This window comes from Pseudomonas sp. BGA-UO-ETr-WB11 (assembly GCF_059567785.1).
Genome location: NZ_JCAQOS010000007.1, coordinates 178,457 through 194,199, shown reverse-complemented (window position 1 = coordinate 194,199; position 15,743 = coordinate 178,457). Strand labels below are relative to the sequence as shown.

The window sequence follows — 15,743 nt, the reverse complement described above, 5'->3', positions numbered from 1 at the left end:
CATCCTCCTCCTGGCTGCTGCCGTGAAACAATTCATCGATTTCATTCCGCTTCTGCTGTTTTTCATCGTTTTCAAGCTTGACCCCCGCACCGTCGAATTCGCCGGCCAGAGCATTGAACTGGGCGGTATTTTCAGCGCCACTGGCGTGCTAATCGCCAGTTCGGTGGTGGTCTATGGCACGCTGTTCGCCGTGCAAAAGCGCCTGGAGAAAGGCCAATGGCTGACCCTGGCGGCCTGCTTGCTGTTCGGCGGCATGACCCTAGCGTTCCACAGCGAAACCTTCCTGAAATGGAAAGCCCCGGTGGTTAACTGGCTGTTTGCCTTGGGCTTTGCCGGCAGCCACTGGATCGGCGACAAGCTGCTGATCCAGCGCATGATGGGCCATGCCATCAGCCTGCCGGCGCCGGTGTGGCGCAACCTGAACCTGGCCTGGATCGCCTTCTTCCTGATTGCCGGGAGCGCCAACCTGTTCGTCGCCTTTACCTTTCAGAGCATCTGGGTCGACTTCAAGGTGTTCGGCAGCCTGGGCATGACCCTGCTGTTCCTGGTGGGCCAGGGTATTTACCTGTCGCGCCACCTGCATGATGAACAACCGGCCAATGGGCCTACCGACTCCAAGGACTGACATGCTCTACGCCATCATCGCCACTGATATCGCCAACTCCCTCGACCAGCGCCTGGCCGCACGCCCTGCCCACCTGGCCCGCCTGACCCAATTGCAGAGCGAGGGCCGCCTGGTACTGGCCGGCCCGCACCCGGCCATCGACAGCAACGACCCCGGCGCCGCCGGTTTCAGCGGCAGCCTGATCGTGGCCGAGTTCGACTCCCTCAGCGCCGCGCAAAGCTGGGCCGATGCCGACCCCTACCGTGCCGCCGGCGTGTATGCCAACGTGCTGGTGAAACCGTTCAAGCAAGTCTTGCCCTGAGGCAAGGCGCTGCCCGCCCCGCCAACCACAAGAATAATAATTCAGGAAACCGGAGTTCCCATGCGCCTCAGCCAGCTTGCTCTTATCGTCAGCTTCAGTGTGTTTGCCCAGGCCGCCCTGGCCGAACAAACGCCCGCTCCGGTCATCACCAGCGTGGTCAACGCCGAGGTGCGCGCCATGAATGCACAGCTTGACCAGCTGGAGCAGCGTCTGGCTGAGAGCGAGCGCCTGCGTGGCGAACTCAGCGCACAACTGGAAGGCAGCCAGGCCGAGCAGGAAAACGCCCAGCTTGCGCGCCTGCGCCAGGACAATCAGCGCCTCAAGCTGCAACTCAAGGCCGCCCAGGCGCAGCAACCCCAGCGTTTCCTCGGCGAACAGCAACAATGGTTTGCCGTCGGCGGCGCGGTGGCTATCTTCGGCTTTATTCTCGGCATGCTCGCCCGCGGCAAACGCCGGTCTCGGCGCGAATGGTCCAACTGAGCACCTTATGAGCGAACTGCTGCTGATCGATGACGACACCGAACTGTGCGACCTGCTCAGCCGCTGGCTGAGCCAGGAAGGTTTTCAGGTCAGTGCCTGCCACGATGCCCACAGCGCCCGCGCCCTGCTCGCGCAGAGCAGCCCGGATGCGGTGATTCTCGACGTCATGCTGCCCGACGGCAGCGGTCTTGACCTGCTCAAGCACCTGCGCCGCGAGCACCCAGAGCTGCCGGTACTGATGCTCTCCGCCCGTGGCGAGCCACTGGACCGCATCCTCGGCCTGGAACTGGGCGCCGATGACTACCTGGCCAAACCCTGTGATCCGCGCGAGCTCACCGCACGCCTGCGTGCCGTGCTGCGCCGCAGCCTGCCGCCGGCCACAGTCAGCCAACTGCAACTCGGCGACCTCAGTTACAGCCAGGCCCGCGGCGTAGTCAGCATCGGCGAGCAGGAAATCAGCCTGACCCTGTCGGAAAGCCGCATCCTCGAAGCCCTGTTGCAGCAGCCCGGCGAACCGGTAGACAAGCAAGCCCTGGCGCAACTGGCCCTGGGCCGCAAGCTGACCCTTTATGACCGCAGCCTGGACATGCACGTCAGCAACCTGCGCAAGAAGCTCCGCCCCCACGATGACGGCCGACCACGCATCGTCGCCCTGCGCAGCCGCGGCTATTACTACAGCCTTTAATGCACGACCTTAACTGCCGTCTTTACCCAGCCTTTACGCTTGCCTGACCGCCCCTGACCTTGCCCGCCCTAAACTGGCCACATCCGGTAATCGCCGGGATCAAGACGAGGACACGACCATGCGCAAGACCCTGATTGCTCTGTTATTCGCTGCCACCCTGCCAGCTGTCGCCCTGGCCATGCCCGAAGACGGCAAGCGTCATGGCGGTGAGCACGGCGCACAAATGCTCAAAGAACTGGACCTGAGCAAGGAACAGCGCCAAAGCATCGGCAAGCTGATGCGTGAGCAGATGGACAGCCGCCGCAGCATCACCCAACGCTACATGGACAAACTGCCGGCAACCGAGCAGAAAGCCATGCAGGACGAACTGAAAGCAGCCAAAACCAAGAACGAGCAAGCCATCCGCGCACTGCTCAAACCAGAACAGCAAAAAGGTTACGACGCCGCCCTGCAGAAAATGGCCGAGCGCCACGCCGAAATGGCCGAATTCCAAGCCTGGAAAGCCCAGCGCGCGGTAAAAGCCGAGTAAACACTCCGGGCCACGGCCGTTAGGTCGCCACCCCGAACCCACCTATATTCCCCGCCGCCCCTATGGGCCGGCGGGTTTTGTCGCTTGAGGAGTCCCCGTGCGGTCATTGTTCTGGCGCATATTTGCCAGCTTCTGGTTGGTCTTTGCCGTACTGGTGGGGTTAACCCTGCTGCTGGGCAAGGCCCTCAACCAGGACGCCTGGGTCCTCAACCACCACCCGGCTATCGATGGCCTCGCCGAGCGCTGGACCCAGCTCTATGAAAATCGCGGCGAACAAGTCGCCCAGGCCTACCTGGAAAAACGCAAAAAGCGCTTCCACGTCGATGTACAGGTGCTCGACGACACCGGCGAGCCGCTGGTCAAAGGCACCTTTCCGCGCCGCGCCGCGGCCTTCGAAGCCCGCCAGCACAATGAACAACGCCTGCCCTGGCGGCGCCTGACCGGCGAATACACCAGCCCGGAGAGTGGCACCAGCTACCTGTTGATTTATCGCATCCCCTACCCGGAACTCGCCGCCTGGCACCGTGACAGCCTGCTCTGGCCGCTCAGCGCACTGGTGATCAGCCTGCTGGTCATCAGCCTGTTCAGCCTGCTGCTGACCCTGTCGTTCACCCGCCCGCTGCAACGTTTACGCAGCGCCGTGCATGACCTCGGACAAACGACGTACCAACAGACCAGTCTGGCGCAGCTGGCCACCCGCCGCGATGAGTTCGGCGTACTGGCCAACGATTTCAACCGCATGGGCGCGCGCCTGCAAAGCCTGATCAGCAGCCAGCGCCAATTACTGCGTGACGTCTCCCACGAGCTGCGTTCGCCACTGGCGCGCCTGCGCATCGCCCTGGCCCTGGCCGAGCGCGCTGATAACGCTGAACGCGAGCAGCTATGGCCACGCCTGGACCTGGAGTGTGATCGCCTGGAAGCGCTGATCAGCGAAATTCTGGCGTTGGCGCGCATGGATGCCGATCCGGGGCCCGCCCAAACGATTGATCTGCCAGGGCTGCTGGGCAAACTGCAGGAGGACGCCCGTTTAAGTGATCCCGAGCAGCAGATTCGTATTCAGCTGGAACCTGACCTGCACTGCCTGGGCTGGGCGTCGATGCTCGAACGAGCGTTGGACAACCTGCTGCGTAATGCCCTGCGTTTCAACCCACCGGAGCAGCCGATTGAGATCAGCGCCCGCCGCCAAGGCCCGTGGCTGCACCTGTGCGTGCGTGACCACGGCCCCGGCGTCAGTGCCGAGCAACTGCCCAAACTGGGCGAGGCTTTCTACCGCGCCCCCGGCCAGGACAGCAGCGGTCACGGCCTCGGCCTGACCATCGCGCGCCGCGCCGCCGAGCGCCATGGCGGCAGACTGGAGCTGAGCAACGCCCGTGATGGCGGCTTTAGCGCCTGCCTACAACTACCGCTGACCGAAGCGCATTAAGGGCTGTTGAGCCTAAACCGCGGGCCAGGCGCTGACGAAGTCCTGGGGATCGAGCAGCACCGGCGTACGTAACTCGCCCGCCGGCATACCCAGGTAGATAAAGGCAATGACGTGCTCATCCGCGTCCAGCCCAAGCCCGGCAGCGACCGCACGGGAATGGGACAGCTCGCCAGTGCGCCAGACAGCACCGATGCCCTGAGCATGGGCAGCCAGCAACAGGCCATGGGCGGCGCAACCGGCCGCCAGAATCTGTTCCTGTTGCGGCACCTTGGTGTGGGCCTGCAGGCGCGCGATCACCGCCACCAGTAAAGGCGCGCGCATTGGCATGGCGCGGGCTTTGGCCAACGCTTCGGCCTTGGCGTCGGGTTGTTCGGCCAGCAGCGTGGTGGCGAACAATTCGCCCAGCGCGGTTAACCCGGCGCCTTCGATGGTGAGAAAACGCCAGGGCCGTAACTGACCGTGATCCGGGGCGCGCAAGGCGGCACGGAACAGCAGCTCGCGCTGCGCGGCATCCGGCGCAGGCGCCGTCAGACGCGGTACAGAAACACGATTAAGCAGAGCGTCAAGCGCCTCCATCGGCCACCTCCAGATCAAAGAGTTGGCATTCTAGCCGATCACGCTGCGGCGCTTACGGGCAAATCCGGCCGACAACCCAACAGGCCTCGGTAAAGCTCTGATTTACAGCGCCCGCCGCGCGAGTAGAATGGCGCCCCCGTTCACTGCGAGCCCAAGCCGACGTCATGGCCCTTTCGACCCTGCGCATCATCGGTTTCATTCTTGGCATCTTTCTCATCACCCTGGCCGTCAGCATGACGATCCCGATGCTGACCCTGGTGCTGTTCGAGCGCAGCGACGACCTCGATGCTTTTCTTTGGTCCAGCCTGATTTGCCTGGTTGCCGGCGTCTTGATGATGTTGCCCGGCCGGCCTAAAGACGCCCATCTGCGCCCCCGCGACATGTACTTTCTGACCACCGCCAGTTGGGTCGTGGTGTGTTGCTTCGCGGCCTTGCCGATGGTGATCATCCAGCACATCAGCTATACGGACTCGTTCTTCGAGACCATGTCCGGCATCACCACCACCGGTTCCACCGTGCTCACCGGCCTTGACCATGCGTCGCCGGGCCTGTTGATCTGGCGTTCGATGCTGCACTGGCTGGGGGGCATCGGCTTTATCGGCATGGCGGTGGCGATTCTGCCGCTGCTGCGCGTCGGCGGTATGCGCCTATTCCAGACTGAGTCCTCGGACTGGGGCGAAAAGGTCATGCCGCGCTCGCACATGGCCGCCAAGTACATTCTCGGCATTTACAGCCTGCTTACTCTGCTGGGTTTTGGCGCTTTCTGGCTCGCCGGCATGACCCCGTTCGACGCGATCAATCACTCAATGTCGATGATCTCCACCGGCGGCTTCTCCACCTCCGATAACTCCATGGCCAACTGGCGTCAGCCGGCGGTGCACTGGGTGGCCATCCTGTTCATGATGCTCGGCAGCCTGCCGTTCACCCTGTATGTCGCCACAATGCGCGGCAACCGCAAAGCCCTGTTCAAGGATCATCAGGTGCGCGGCTTCGTCGGCTTTCTGGTGTTGACATGGCTAGTGTTCGGCACCTGGCTGTGGGCCAACTCCGAACACAGCTGGATGGATGCCTTCCGCATCGTTGCCCTCAACGTCACGTCGGTGGTCACCACTACGGGCGTGGCCCTGGGTGACTACACCTTGTGGGGCAGTTTCTCGGTGCTGCTGTTCTTCTACTTGACCTTTGTCGGCGGCTGCTCCGGCTCCACCGCCGGCGGCCTGAAGATCTTCCGTTTCCAGGTGGCTTATGTGCTGCTCAAGGCCAACTTGCAGCAGCTGATCCACCCGCGCGCGGTGATCAAGCAGCAATACAACGGCCACAACCTGGACGAAGACATCGTTCGCTCGCTGATCACCTTTTCGTTTTTCTTCACCATCACCATCGGCCTGATTGCCCTCGGCTTGGCGCTGATCGGTCTGGACTGGGTCACCGCCCTGACCGGCGCCGCCACCGCCGTGTGTAACGTCGGCCCTGGCCTGGGTCCGATCATCGGCCCGGTCGGCAACTTCTCCACCCTGCCGGATGCCGCCAAGTGGCTACTGACCATCGGCATGCTGTTGGGCCGTCTGGAAATCCTTACCGTGCTGGTGCTGCTGACCAAGGCATTCTGGAAGCACTGACCGGCGTTACAGCCGGGCGCGATACTCGCCCGGCGTGCTGGCAAACCAGCGGCGGAAGGCGCGAAAGAAATTGCTCGGATCGGCAAAGCCGAGCAAATAGGCGATTTCCAGTAGGGTCAAGTTGGGTTGGGCCAGGTACTGCACCACCAACTCGCGGCGCGTGTCGTCGAGCAACTGCTGAAAGCTCGTGCCCTCCTCCTGCAGGCGCCGCTGCAAGGTGCGCTGCGACAGACACAACGCCTGGGCCACAGCATCGCGCTTGGGCTCGCCCTGGGGCAACAGGCGGCACACCACCTGACGGGTCTGGTGCGTGACTCGACTCTCGGAAAACCGTGCCAGGTATTCACCGGCAAAGCGATCATGCAACTGCGCCAGGGCCGCATTGGCTGTGGGTAATGGTGTCTGCAGATCGCTGCGGGCAAAGATCAGCGCATAGTGCTCGCAATTGAATTTAAGCGGTGCCTGGAACGCCTGCTGATAGGGATCAAGATCACTGGGCGGCTCACCCTGAAAACAGATCTGCAAAGGTGTAATCGGCTTACCGCTGATCCACCGGCAAAACGCCAGGGTGCAGGCCAGTGAAGCCTCGGCACTCTGCCGGGCCGGCGCCAGATGATCGCCATGAATGCTCAAGATCAAGCCATAGCCCTGCCCCAAGGGGCGAAAACTCAAGTCCGCACCCTCAGCAATGATGCGCTGGTAACGCACCAGGCGGGCAAAGCCTTCCTGCAGCGTATGGCTGGACATCAAGGCATAGCCGACCACATGAAAGGAGCCGGGGCGCACCACCTTGGCCATGTTCAGGCCGATGGCTGGATTACCCGACACCTCAACCGCCCGCAGCCACAGGCGCGTCATGCTGTCTTGGGCAAAGCGTGCGTCCGGGTCATCGAGGGCGGCGTAATCCAGCCCCAAGTCGAGAAACAGACTACGGCAGTCGACACCGCCCATTTCCAGAGCCTGGACAATGCCCAGGGCCCAGCTCGACGACGTGGTACGTTGGCTCATAACACTATTCTTATTCTGGAGGGCTAACAGGGTGCTGGCGGCCCAAGGATACTAAACTGGCACTCAATGTCACTGGCCCACGAAGACACTCCACTTACACTGCAGGCACCGCCAACCCCCGAGGTATGCCATGTCCAGCCAAACCCAAGAACGCTTTAACAGCTTTGCCGAGTTCTACCCCTTCTACCTGCAAGAGCACAGCAACGACACCTGCCGGCGCCTGCATTACGTCGGCAGCCTGCTGGTTCTGAGCGTTCTCGGGTATGCCATCAGCACCCAGCACTGGGCGATGTTGTGGCTGTTACCACTAGTGGGTTATGGCTTTGCCTGGGTCGGCCACTTCGTGTTTGAAAAAAACCGACCAGCCACCTTCAAATACCCGCTGTACAGCTTTCTCGGCGACTGGGTGATGCTCAAGGACGCCTTTACCGGCCGCATTCGCTTCTAAGCAAGCGCCACCGCACGTTCCCACTGAAGCGCCTGCGCACACCGTTGGGCGGCGCTGCTTGGCGGCTGACACACGGCTTGGTTATGATCCCCGGCCAGGTTACTTCAGGCCCAGGTTTGCAGACCGCCCAGACGCCCACTAGAGGCGTCAGTCATCAGCAGGGATCGTTTAAGTCGTATGAAAGCTGTCAGCCCCGCTCATCGCGCCAATAATTTACCGACACCACCGCTTCGCGAGTACTACTCGCGCATTCTCGCCTATATCGCTGTGGCGGCCAGCGTGGCAGCGGGCAACTACGCCCACTACTTCGGCAACGAATTGCTCTGGCTCGTGCCTTACACCCTGCTTTATCCGCACCTGGCGCACCACGTAAGCGCTCGCTTCAAGTACGACCACCCCCAGCAAACCTATCTGGTGCTGCTCTTTCTCGACGCCCTGCATGCCGGTGCCGCCATTGCCCTACTGGGGTTATCGGTAGTGCCCTGCCTGATGCTGATACTGACCCTGGCATTCAGCGCCCTGATCAATGGCGGCCTGCGGCAACTAGGCCTGGCTTTATTGGTAGCGGCCAGCGGCGCGATCTTCACCGGCGCGTTGATCAACCTGCAACTCAAAGCCAACACGCCGGCCCTGGTGGCCGTGGTCAGTGTGCTGTTCACCACCCTGTATATCTGCATCACCGCTTACTTCGTGCATCAGCAGGGGTTGAACCTGGCGGTGGCCCGCGGCGACATCAAGCGCGAACAGGAAAAAGCCGCCCGACTGGCCCGTAACCTGGCCAAGTACCTGTCCCCACAGGTCTGGGAAATGATCTTTAGCGGCAAGAAACACGTGCGCCTGGAAACCCAGCGCAAGAAGCTCACGGTGTTTTTCTCCGACATCAAAGGCTTTACCGAGCTGGCCGAAGAATTGGAGGCCGAGGCCCTCACCGACCTGCTTAACACCTATCTCAACGAAATGTCGAAGATCGCCCTGAAGTACGGCGGCACCATCGACAAGTTCGTCGGCGACTGCGTGATGGTGTTCTTCGGCGACCCAGCCAGCCAGGGCGCAAAAAAGGACGCCGTGGCCGCCGTATCCATGGCCATTGCCATGCGTAAGCACATGAAGGTACTGCGCCAGCAATGGCGCGCCCAGGGCATCACCAAGCCGCTGGAAATCCGCATGGGCCTGAACACCGGCTACTGCACGGTGGGTAACTTCGGCGCCGATACCCGCATGGACTACACCATCATCGGTCGCGAAGTGAACCTCGCCAGCCGCCTGGAGAGCGCGGCCGAATCCGGCGAAATCCTCATTTCCCACGAAGCCTATTCGCTGGTCAAGGACGTGATCATGTGCCGCGACAAGGGCCAGATCACAGTCAAAGGCTTTACCCGCCCGGTGCAGATCTACCAGGTGGTGGATTTCCGCCGCGACCTCGGTGCCAGCTCCAGCTACCTGGAGCACGAGCTACCGGGCTTCTCCATGTACCTGGACACCAACGGCATCCAGAACTACGACAAGGAAAAGGTCATTCAGGCCCTCAACCTGGCGGCCGAGAAGCTGCGCGACAAGGTCATCCTCTAAGTCGGCAACCCCAGATTCACTTACGCGGAAGGCGCCAGCCCCAACTGACAGGGCTGGCCATCCAGCAGGACCTGATGGGCCAGAAACTCCAGCGCCGAAGCGCGCCAGGATTGCTGCGCCGCCAGCGCCGCACAGGCCTCCCGCGACAGCCCCATGGCCGCCAGACAGGCCTCACGCAACTCTTCGTTCATCACCCCGCTGACGCCCGCCGTCAGGACGTCCAGCGGCCCGGCCACCGGAAATGCCGCCACCGGCGTACCGCAAGCCAGGGCCTCAAGCATCACCAGGCCATAGGTGTCGGTGCGCGAGGGAAACACCAGCACACTGGCCGCCCCGTAGGCTTCAGCCAGCGCTGCGCCCTGGCGATAACCGAGAAACTCCACCTGCGGATAGCGCGCTTGCAGCTCTGCCCGTTGCGGGCCATCGCCGACCACCCGCTTGATCCCTGGCAGGTCGAGATCAAGAAAAGCGCCGATATTTTTCTCCGGCGCCACCCGACCGACATACAGGAACACCGGCGGCAGCGGCTCAGTGCGCCCTGCCAAGGGTTTAAACAGCCGGGTATTCACGCCCTTGCGCCACAGGTGCAGATTGCTCAGCCGCCACAGGCCAAACTCCGCCGCCATCCGCTCGGTGCTGACCAGCACCGCCTGACTCGGCCGATGAAACGCACGCAGCCAGGCATAGCCCCAGGACAGCGGCAGCCACGGCCAGCGAGTAGTCACATAATGCGGGAAATGGGTATGGATGGCCGACGTAAAGGCCAACCCACGCCGGTCCAGCCAACAGCGCGCCGCCCAACCCAGCGGCCCTTCGGTCGCCAGATGAACCATGTCTGGGGCAAAAGCGCGAATGGCCGGGCCAACCCGCCAGAGGTCCCAGGCCAGGGCAATTTCCGGATAACTGGGGCACGGCAGATGACGAAAATCTTGCGGCGTCAGCAGCTTGACCTGATGACCAAGCCCCTGCAGTTCAGCCACCAAAGCCTGCAGGCAGGTGACGACGCCATTGACCTGGGGCAGCCAGGCATCCGTGACGATCAACACCCTCATACGACAGGCTCAGCGCTGGTCGCCTCAGCCTGCGCCAAGCTGGCCTGGCGCGCCTGATCTTCCGCCAGCCGATACAGCTCGATACGGCCATCCCAGTGTTCGATCAAGGCCGTGCACGACTCAACCCAGTCACCGCAATTGAGGTACTCGACCTCGCCCATCTGGCGGATTTCGGCATGGTGGATATGGCCGCAGATCACGCCATTGAAACCACGCTTGGCACACTCATGGACGATGGCTTCTTCGAAGTCGCTGATAAAGTTAACCGCCGACTTGACCTTGTGTTTGAGGTAGGCCGACAGCGACCAGTAGCCATAGCCGTAACGCCCACGCCAGTGGTTGAGCCAGCGGTTAAGGGTCAGGGTGAACTCGTAGGCACTGTCGCCAAGGAACGCCAGCCAGCGGTGATAGCGGGTAATCACATCAAACTGATCACCGTGCACCACCAGCAAGCGCCGGCCGTCTGCAGTGACATGCTCGGCCTCATCGACCAGTTGGATATTGCCCAGTATCAGCGAGGAGTAACGGCGCAGGAACTCATCGTGGTTGCCAGTGACATAAATCACCTCAGTACCGCGTTTACTCATGGTCAACAGCCGGCGCAACACGTTGGTGTGGGCCTGGGGCCAGTAGATACCACTGCGCAGCTTCCAGCCGTCAATGATGTCGCCCACCAAATAGACCTTGTCGGCGTGGTAACGCTTGAGAAACGCCGCCAGGTGTTCTGCCTGGCAGTCACGCGTGCCCAAGTGAACGTCCGACACCCAAAGGGTGCGTACGCGTTGCTTACGAGTCGGTCTGGCGAGCTGGGCACTGGTCATCGGCGGCTTCCGGCTTGGGTTTCCCCGAGCCTGAGTCACGGCAATGAAAGCGCCATGACAATTGGGCGGCAATTCAATGACAGCCGCCAAAACGTCACGGCGGTGTAGACTGCCGGCTCGATTCAGGAGTCTGCCATGCACCCGGTCCTCTCCCTGCGCCAGTACCGCCACGAACAGATTGCCCACAGCCACGCACACGCCCAATTGGTGTTCGGCCTGTCCGGCTGCCTGGATTTCGAGGTGGCCGGCCAGGGCTGCCAGGTGCTCAGCCACAGCCTCGCCGTGGTGCCGCCCAGCGCCCATCACGCCTGCGCCAGCCCGGCGGGCAGCCACTGCCTGGTTCTCGACGTACCCATAGGCGGATGGCTGCAGCAGCGCCTGGGTGTCCATGCCGATGCCGGCCAGCGCCTGCTCGAACGGCCTGGCCGGGTGCTGCTCAATCCAGCCCAAAGCCAACTGGTCAACTGGCTGGCCGCCAGCCCGATCAACGACGAAGTGATCGCCCAGCAAGGCGCCGCCCTGCTTCTGGCCAGCCTCAGCAGCAGCCAACCCGCGCCCCAAGCTGGCTTGCCCCTGACCTTGATCGACGCTCACATCACGCGCCACTGCGCCCATCCGCTTCAGGTCGCCGACCTGGCGCGCCTGTGCGGCCTGTCGACGGCACGCTTCCATGCGCGCTTTCTGGCCGAAACCGGGCAGACGCCCATGGACTACGTACGCAGCCACCGCCTACAACTGGGCCGCGAACTGCTGTTGAGCAGCAACCTGGCGGTGGGAGATATCGCCGCGCGGGTCGGCTACGCCTCCCAGAGCGCTTTTACCGCCGCCCTGTTGCGCCAACTCGGCAGCACACCGCGTCAGCTGCGCCGCGAGTCTCGCGACAAATCCCACGAGTAGCGCGACAGACCGCGCATACAGGCGCCGCCTAGACTCTGGGGCTACTCAGGAGGCGCCGATGCACATCATCCAATGGCAATATTTCCAGCCCATGTCGCTGCACAGCACAGGCAAGGTGCGCCTGGCATGAACCGGCGCAAGGCTCTGCTGGCGTTGCACCTGGGCGCGCTGTTCTTCGGCCTCTCCGGGATCTTCGGCAAGCTGGCCCTGGCCGCCCCGATCGTCATCGTGTTTGGCCGCGCCCTGTTCGCCGTTGCCGCGCTAGGCCTGTTTACCCAGCGCGGCGCGGCTCAGGTGCGTCCCAACTGGCAGCGCTGCCTGGCGCTGGCCGGGGCGGGTCTGCTGCTCGGCGGGCACTGGTGGAGTTTCTTTATCGCGATAAAGGTCGCGGGCGTGGCGGTGGCCACTCTTGGCTTCGCCAGCTTCCCGGCCTTTACCGTGCTGCTCGAAGGCTTGCTGTTCAAGGAGCGGGTCAGCCGTGGCGAGTGGGCCGTGGTTGGCCTGGTCTGCCTGGGCCTGGCACTGGTCACCCCGCATTTTGACTTCGGCAGCGAGGCCACCCTCGGGCTGGCCTGGGCGGTACTCTCCGGCCTGCTGTTCGCCCTAGTCTCGGTGAGTAATCGCGCCACCACCCGCGGCCTGCACCCGGCCCAGGCGGCGCTGTGGCAGAACATCAGCATCCTGCTCTGCAGCCTGCCCTTGGCCTGGAGCCTGCTGCCGACGGTGCGCGCCCTCGATTGGTTGTGGATCGCCCTGCTCGGCCTGCTCTGCACGGCCCTGGCGCACAGCCTGTTCGTCGCCAGCCTGCGCGTACTCAACGCACGCAGCGCCTCAGTGGTGTTTGCGCTAGAGCCGGTCTACGGCATCGCCTTCGCCTGGTGGTTGTTTCACGAGCAACCGAGCCTGCGCATGCTTGGCGGCGGCGCGCTGATCGTCTTGGCCACGCTGCTCTCTGCGAGACTGAGCAAACACAGCCCGAGTGTCGACGACCTTAGTTAATTCAGCGGTCGTTATGGCCCAGGTCGCGCTGCGGATCGATCAGGTCGCGAATCCGCTGCTTGAGCACCTTGGCCTCGGGGAAGCCGCCATCGGCCTTACGTTCCCACACCTGCACACCGTCACAGGTAATGCGAAAGGTGCCGCCCGTGGCCGGCTCCAGGCTGACCCGCGCCAGGTCATCGCTGAAGCTGCTGAGCAGCTCCTGAGCTAGCCAGGCAGCCCGCAATAACCACTGACACTGGGTGCAATAACTGATCACCACTTCGGCTTTGGACGTGTTCATCTGCGTGCTCTCGACTAGGGGGAGCCGATAGTAGCGAGCCTGACGCCTCAACGTCAGCCCATCTGGCGTCAGAAACAAAACGCCGCAGCACTATGGCTGCGGCGTTGGGCTGACACACCGTGGTTCAGGCAATACGTGCAAGCAGTGCCCGAGCCTCGAGCCTCTGCTCGTCGTCACCCTCGATAATCACCTCATTGAGGATGTCGCACGCGCTGACCAGATCGCCCTGCTCGATATAGGCCAGCGCCTTGTTCAGCTTGACCAAGTTCTGCCGGTTGCTGGCCAGATGCTGCAAATCACTCAGCTCGGCCGCCTGGCCACGCGGCAACGGTTCACGGGCAAAGGCATCGGCAAAACTGTCATCCAGAATCAGCTCGTCCTTCGCCCCCATCACAGGCCAACCGGCAAAAGCGCTGTCGGCGTGCTGCTCAGCCGACAGTTCGCTGACTTCCGGCAACTGCCGTAAGTCCGAACGAAAACCCGGATCGTTGGCCACCACGGCCAAATCAGCTGCACGTGCGCGAGTAGATGCCGCCGTTTTGAATGGGCTGAGCACATCCCAGTCAGTGTCCAGCGACAAGTCATCCAGGTTCAACTGGAACTCATCCAGCGCCGTCGGCGTGGTGTCTTGCCCCGCCTCATCCAGCAACAACACGGCATCTTCCAGCAAGCGACTGGCATAACGGGCGCGCAACTGATCAAGCTGCTCCAGCTCGACGCCTTGCTCACGCAGCGCCGCCTCTTCCTGATTGAAACCTGCACCGTCACCCAACTCGCCCAGCACGCTGAGTAAACGCAGACGCAAGTCAGTGCGCTGAGGCGCCTGCTCAATGGCCTGACGCAGCACCACAAGCGCCTCGCCGAAGCGGCCGTAGGCGATGTAGATATTGGCCCCATCCAGAGCATCTGCCTCAGCGGCCGGCGCTCGCGGCGCCAGCGAGGCTGCAACTACCGGCGCAGCAGCCACCACGGCAACAGGCGCCGGCACCGCGACGGGCGCTGGCGCGTCACCCGGAGGTGTTGCGACAGTGACCACAGCGGCCTCGGGTTGACGCCGACGCCGCCACAACGCCAGCCCCGCCAACACGCCCAGCAGCAAACCGATGCCAGCGACTGGCCAATGCCAACCCAGAGGCGATGCGTCTGCCGAAAGATCCGTAGTCGCAACAGGCGCAACGACAGCCGCGGGGGCGTTCACGGCGGCAGGGACGACAGCCTGATCGACGCTGGCCAGATCGGCACGCAACAATTCCAACTGTTGATCCTTGGCCTGCATCTGCTCCTGCAGCGCTTGCAATTGGGCCTGCAAAGTCAGCATCGACGCCTGCAACTGGCGATTTTCTTCCGCTCGCTGCGCCAGCTCCTGATCGATGCGTAGCTGTGTTTCGTCGCGGGCCGGTGCAGCGGCTTGAGCAATTTCGGGGGCGCTCACAGGCGCGCCCGGTTGCGTGTCAGTCACTGCCGCAGGCGCCGCCGCCACGCGTGCCACCGTCGCTGCGGCGTCCGGCAGCAACAGGTCGGCACCCAGAGACAGGCGATTCTTGTCACCGCCCAGGAAGGCCTGTGGATTCAAGCCATACAACGCCTCCATCAAGGCCGACTGCGACAGGCTACTGCCAGCCTCACGCAGGCGCTGGGCAATCAGCCACAGGCTGTCGCCGCGCTGCACCGTATAGCGTTGCCCCTGGGTTGCCGGCGGCAAATCCACCACGGGGGCAGCAACCGGACGAGTCATGTTGGCGCGCGAGCGCTGAACCACAGGAGCAGCAGCCACGGCGCTATAGGCTGAGGAACTGGGCGGGTCGAGCAACACCGTATATTCGCGCAGCAGCTGACCATTGGGCCGCGCCACTTCGATGATGAAATTCAGGTAGGGCTCCTGCACCGGCTTGCTGGACACCACCCGAATGACATGACGGTTGCCACGCAGCAACGGGGTGAAGCGCAAGTCGTTAAGGAAAAACAGCCGATCCACCCCGGACCGGGCGAAGTCGGCATCGGAGGCCAGGCGCACGCGAATGTCATCGCTGTCCAAACCGCCCATTTGCAGCAGCTCGATCTCGGCTTCCAGTGGCTGATTGAGCGCTGAATGCAGGGTAATTGCGCCCAAGCCCAATGCTGGGACCAACCCGGAGTACAAGACCGAACCGGACGCCAGCGTCAGTAGCAGCGTGCGTACATGCGCCATAAAGCCTCCAACCGAACGTCCACCGCCACGCTGTACAAGCGCCCTCGCCAGCGCATCCCTGTGGCGAGCAAAAGGGTGGACAGACAGGTGCAATGCGGGGGATCTACGCTCCGTGTTCGACCCGGCTAGCTGATCAGCATGGCCATTACCGACGAACGCCAGCGTAATGACCAAATGCCATCAGACTCACCTGCAGCATAGGCGAACCTGTTCACAAACAGCCGCAATAGCGTGACACGC

At 62.8% G+C, this 15,743-nt stretch carries 17 protein-coding genes; 11 read left to right on the top strand and 6 right to left on the bottom strand.

Translation table 11 applies throughout. The features are described 5' to 3' along the window. The first annotated feature begins 22 nt into the window (after window positions 1-22). From AC56DI_RS11695 to AC56DI_RS11670, 6 genes are all read left to right on the top strand, one after another. Complete coding sequence (locus AC56DI_RS11695) at window positions 23-625, top strand: septation protein A (RefSeq protein ID WP_324519575.1); 603 nt, start codon at window positions 23-25, stop codon at window positions 623-625. A 1-nt stretch (window position 626) separates the two neighbouring features. Beyond that, window positions 627-926: a YciI family protein gene (locus tag AC56DI_RS11690; protein WP_496346314.1), complete on the top strand. Its 300-nt coding sequence runs from the start codon at window positions 627-629 to the stop codon at window positions 924-926. Between the two features lie 60 nt (window positions 927-986). Next, window positions 987-1,406 (top strand): SH3 domain-containing protein, encoded by a 420-nt coding sequence (locus AC56DI_RS11685; protein WP_496346313.1) that lies wholly within the window; start codon window positions 987-989, stop codon window positions 1,404-1,406. Window positions 1,407-1,413: 7 nt separating this feature from the next. Continuing rightward, on the top strand, window positions 1,414-2,091 hold the full coding sequence (locus AC56DI_RS11680) for a response regulator transcription factor (RefSeq protein ID WP_496346312.1): 678 nt from the start codon (window positions 1,414-1,416) through the stop codon (window positions 2,089-2,091). 118 nt (window positions 2,092-2,209) lie between these two features. Beyond that, a complete protein-coding gene (locus AC56DI_RS11675) occupies window positions 2,210-2,620 on the top strand; it encodes an LTXXQ domain protein (RefSeq protein ID WP_496346311.1) in 411 nt (136 codons plus the stop codon). Window positions 2,621-2,717: 97 nt separating this feature from the next. Further along, a complete protein-coding gene (locus tag AC56DI_RS11670; protein ID WP_496346310.1) occupies window positions 2,718-4,043 on the top strand; it encodes a sensor histidine kinase in 1,326 nt (441 codons plus the stop codon). Window positions 4,044-4,055: 12 nt separating this feature from the next. Here the strand turns inward: AC56DI_RS11670 and AC56DI_RS11665 are convergent, their stop codons facing one another. Continuing rightward, a complete protein-coding gene (locus AC56DI_RS11665; RefSeq protein ID WP_496346309.1) occupies window positions 4,056-4,619 on the bottom strand; it encodes a nitroreductase family protein in 564 nt (187 codons plus the stop codon). A gap of 164 nt (window positions 4,620-4,783) precedes the next feature. Here AC56DI_RS11665 and AC56DI_RS11660 point away from each other — a divergent pair, with 164 nt between their 5' ends. Beyond that, complete coding sequence (locus AC56DI_RS11660) at window positions 4,784-6,238, top strand: TrkH family potassium uptake protein (RefSeq protein ID WP_496346308.1); 1,455 nt, start codon at window positions 4,784-4,786, stop codon at window positions 6,236-6,238. 6 nt (window positions 6,239-6,244) lie between these two features. On the opposite strand, the gene AC56DI_RS11655 is transcribed toward AC56DI_RS11660, so the two are convergent. Further along, window positions 6,245-7,246, bottom strand: a complete 1,002-nt coding sequence (locus AC56DI_RS11655; RefSeq protein ID WP_496346307.1) for an AraC family transcriptional regulator — start codon at window positions 7,244-7,246, stop codon at window positions 6,245-6,247. A gap of 130 nt (window positions 7,247-7,376) precedes the next feature. Here AC56DI_RS11655 and AC56DI_RS11650 point away from each other — a divergent pair, with 130 nt between their 5' ends. Then, window positions 7,377-7,694, top strand: a complete 318-nt coding sequence (locus tag AC56DI_RS11650; RefSeq protein WP_496346306.1) for an Mpo1-like protein — start codon at window positions 7,377-7,379, stop codon at window positions 7,692-7,694. A gap of 177 nt (window positions 7,695-7,871) precedes the next feature. Further along, entirely contained in the window at window positions 7,872-9,263 is a 1,392-nt protein-coding gene (locus AC56DI_RS11645) for an adenylate/guanylate cyclase domain-containing protein (RefSeq protein WP_496346305.1), read from the top strand. A 20-nt stretch (window positions 9,264-9,283) separates the two neighbouring features. Here the strand turns inward: AC56DI_RS11645 and AC56DI_RS11640 are convergent, their stop codons facing one another. Together AC56DI_RS11640 and AC56DI_RS11635 are read right to left on the bottom strand one after the other, a co-directional pair. After that, entirely contained in the window at window positions 9,284-10,315 is a 1,032-nt protein-coding gene (locus AC56DI_RS11640; RefSeq protein ID WP_496346304.1) for a glycosyltransferase family 4 protein, read from the bottom strand. Next, window positions 10,312-11,136 carry a UDP-2,3-diacylglucosamine diphosphatase gene (locus AC56DI_RS11635; RefSeq protein ID WP_496346303.1) on the bottom strand — a complete coding sequence of 275 codons (825 nt, stop codon included), beginning with the start codon at window positions 11,134-11,136 and terminating at the stop codon, window positions 10,312-10,314. The genes AC56DI_RS11640 and AC56DI_RS11635 overlap by 4 nt, the downstream gene beginning before the upstream one ends. A gap of 135 nt (window positions 11,137-11,271) precedes the next feature. On the opposite strand from AC56DI_RS11635, the gene AC56DI_RS11630 reads away from it, so the two are divergent. Together AC56DI_RS11630 and AC56DI_RS11625 are read left to right on the top strand one after the other, a co-directional pair. Further along, a complete protein-coding gene (locus tag AC56DI_RS11630; RefSeq protein WP_496346302.1) occupies window positions 11,272-12,033 on the top strand; it encodes a helix-turn-helix transcriptional regulator in 762 nt (253 codons plus the stop codon). Window positions 12,034-12,159: 126 nt separating this feature from the next. After that, entirely contained in the window at window positions 12,160-13,032 is an 873-nt protein-coding gene (locus AC56DI_RS11625; protein WP_496346301.1) for a DMT family transporter, read from the top strand. A 1-nt stretch (window position 13,033) separates the two neighbouring features. Here AC56DI_RS11625 and AC56DI_RS11620 read toward each other — a convergent pair whose 3' ends face one another. Together AC56DI_RS11620 and AC56DI_RS11615 are read right to left on the bottom strand one after the other, a co-directional pair. Continuing rightward, window positions 13,034-13,315 (bottom strand): Rdx family protein, encoded by a 282-nt coding sequence (locus AC56DI_RS11620; RefSeq protein WP_496346300.1) that lies wholly within the window; start codon window positions 13,313-13,315, stop codon window positions 13,034-13,036. A gap of 124 nt (window positions 13,316-13,439) precedes the next feature. Continuing rightward, window positions 13,440-15,503, bottom strand: a complete 2,064-nt coding sequence (locus AC56DI_RS11615; RefSeq protein WP_496346299.1) for a motility hub landmark protein FimV — start codon at window positions 15,501-15,503, stop codon at window positions 13,440-13,442. Window positions 15,504-15,743: the final 240 nt, after the last annotated feature.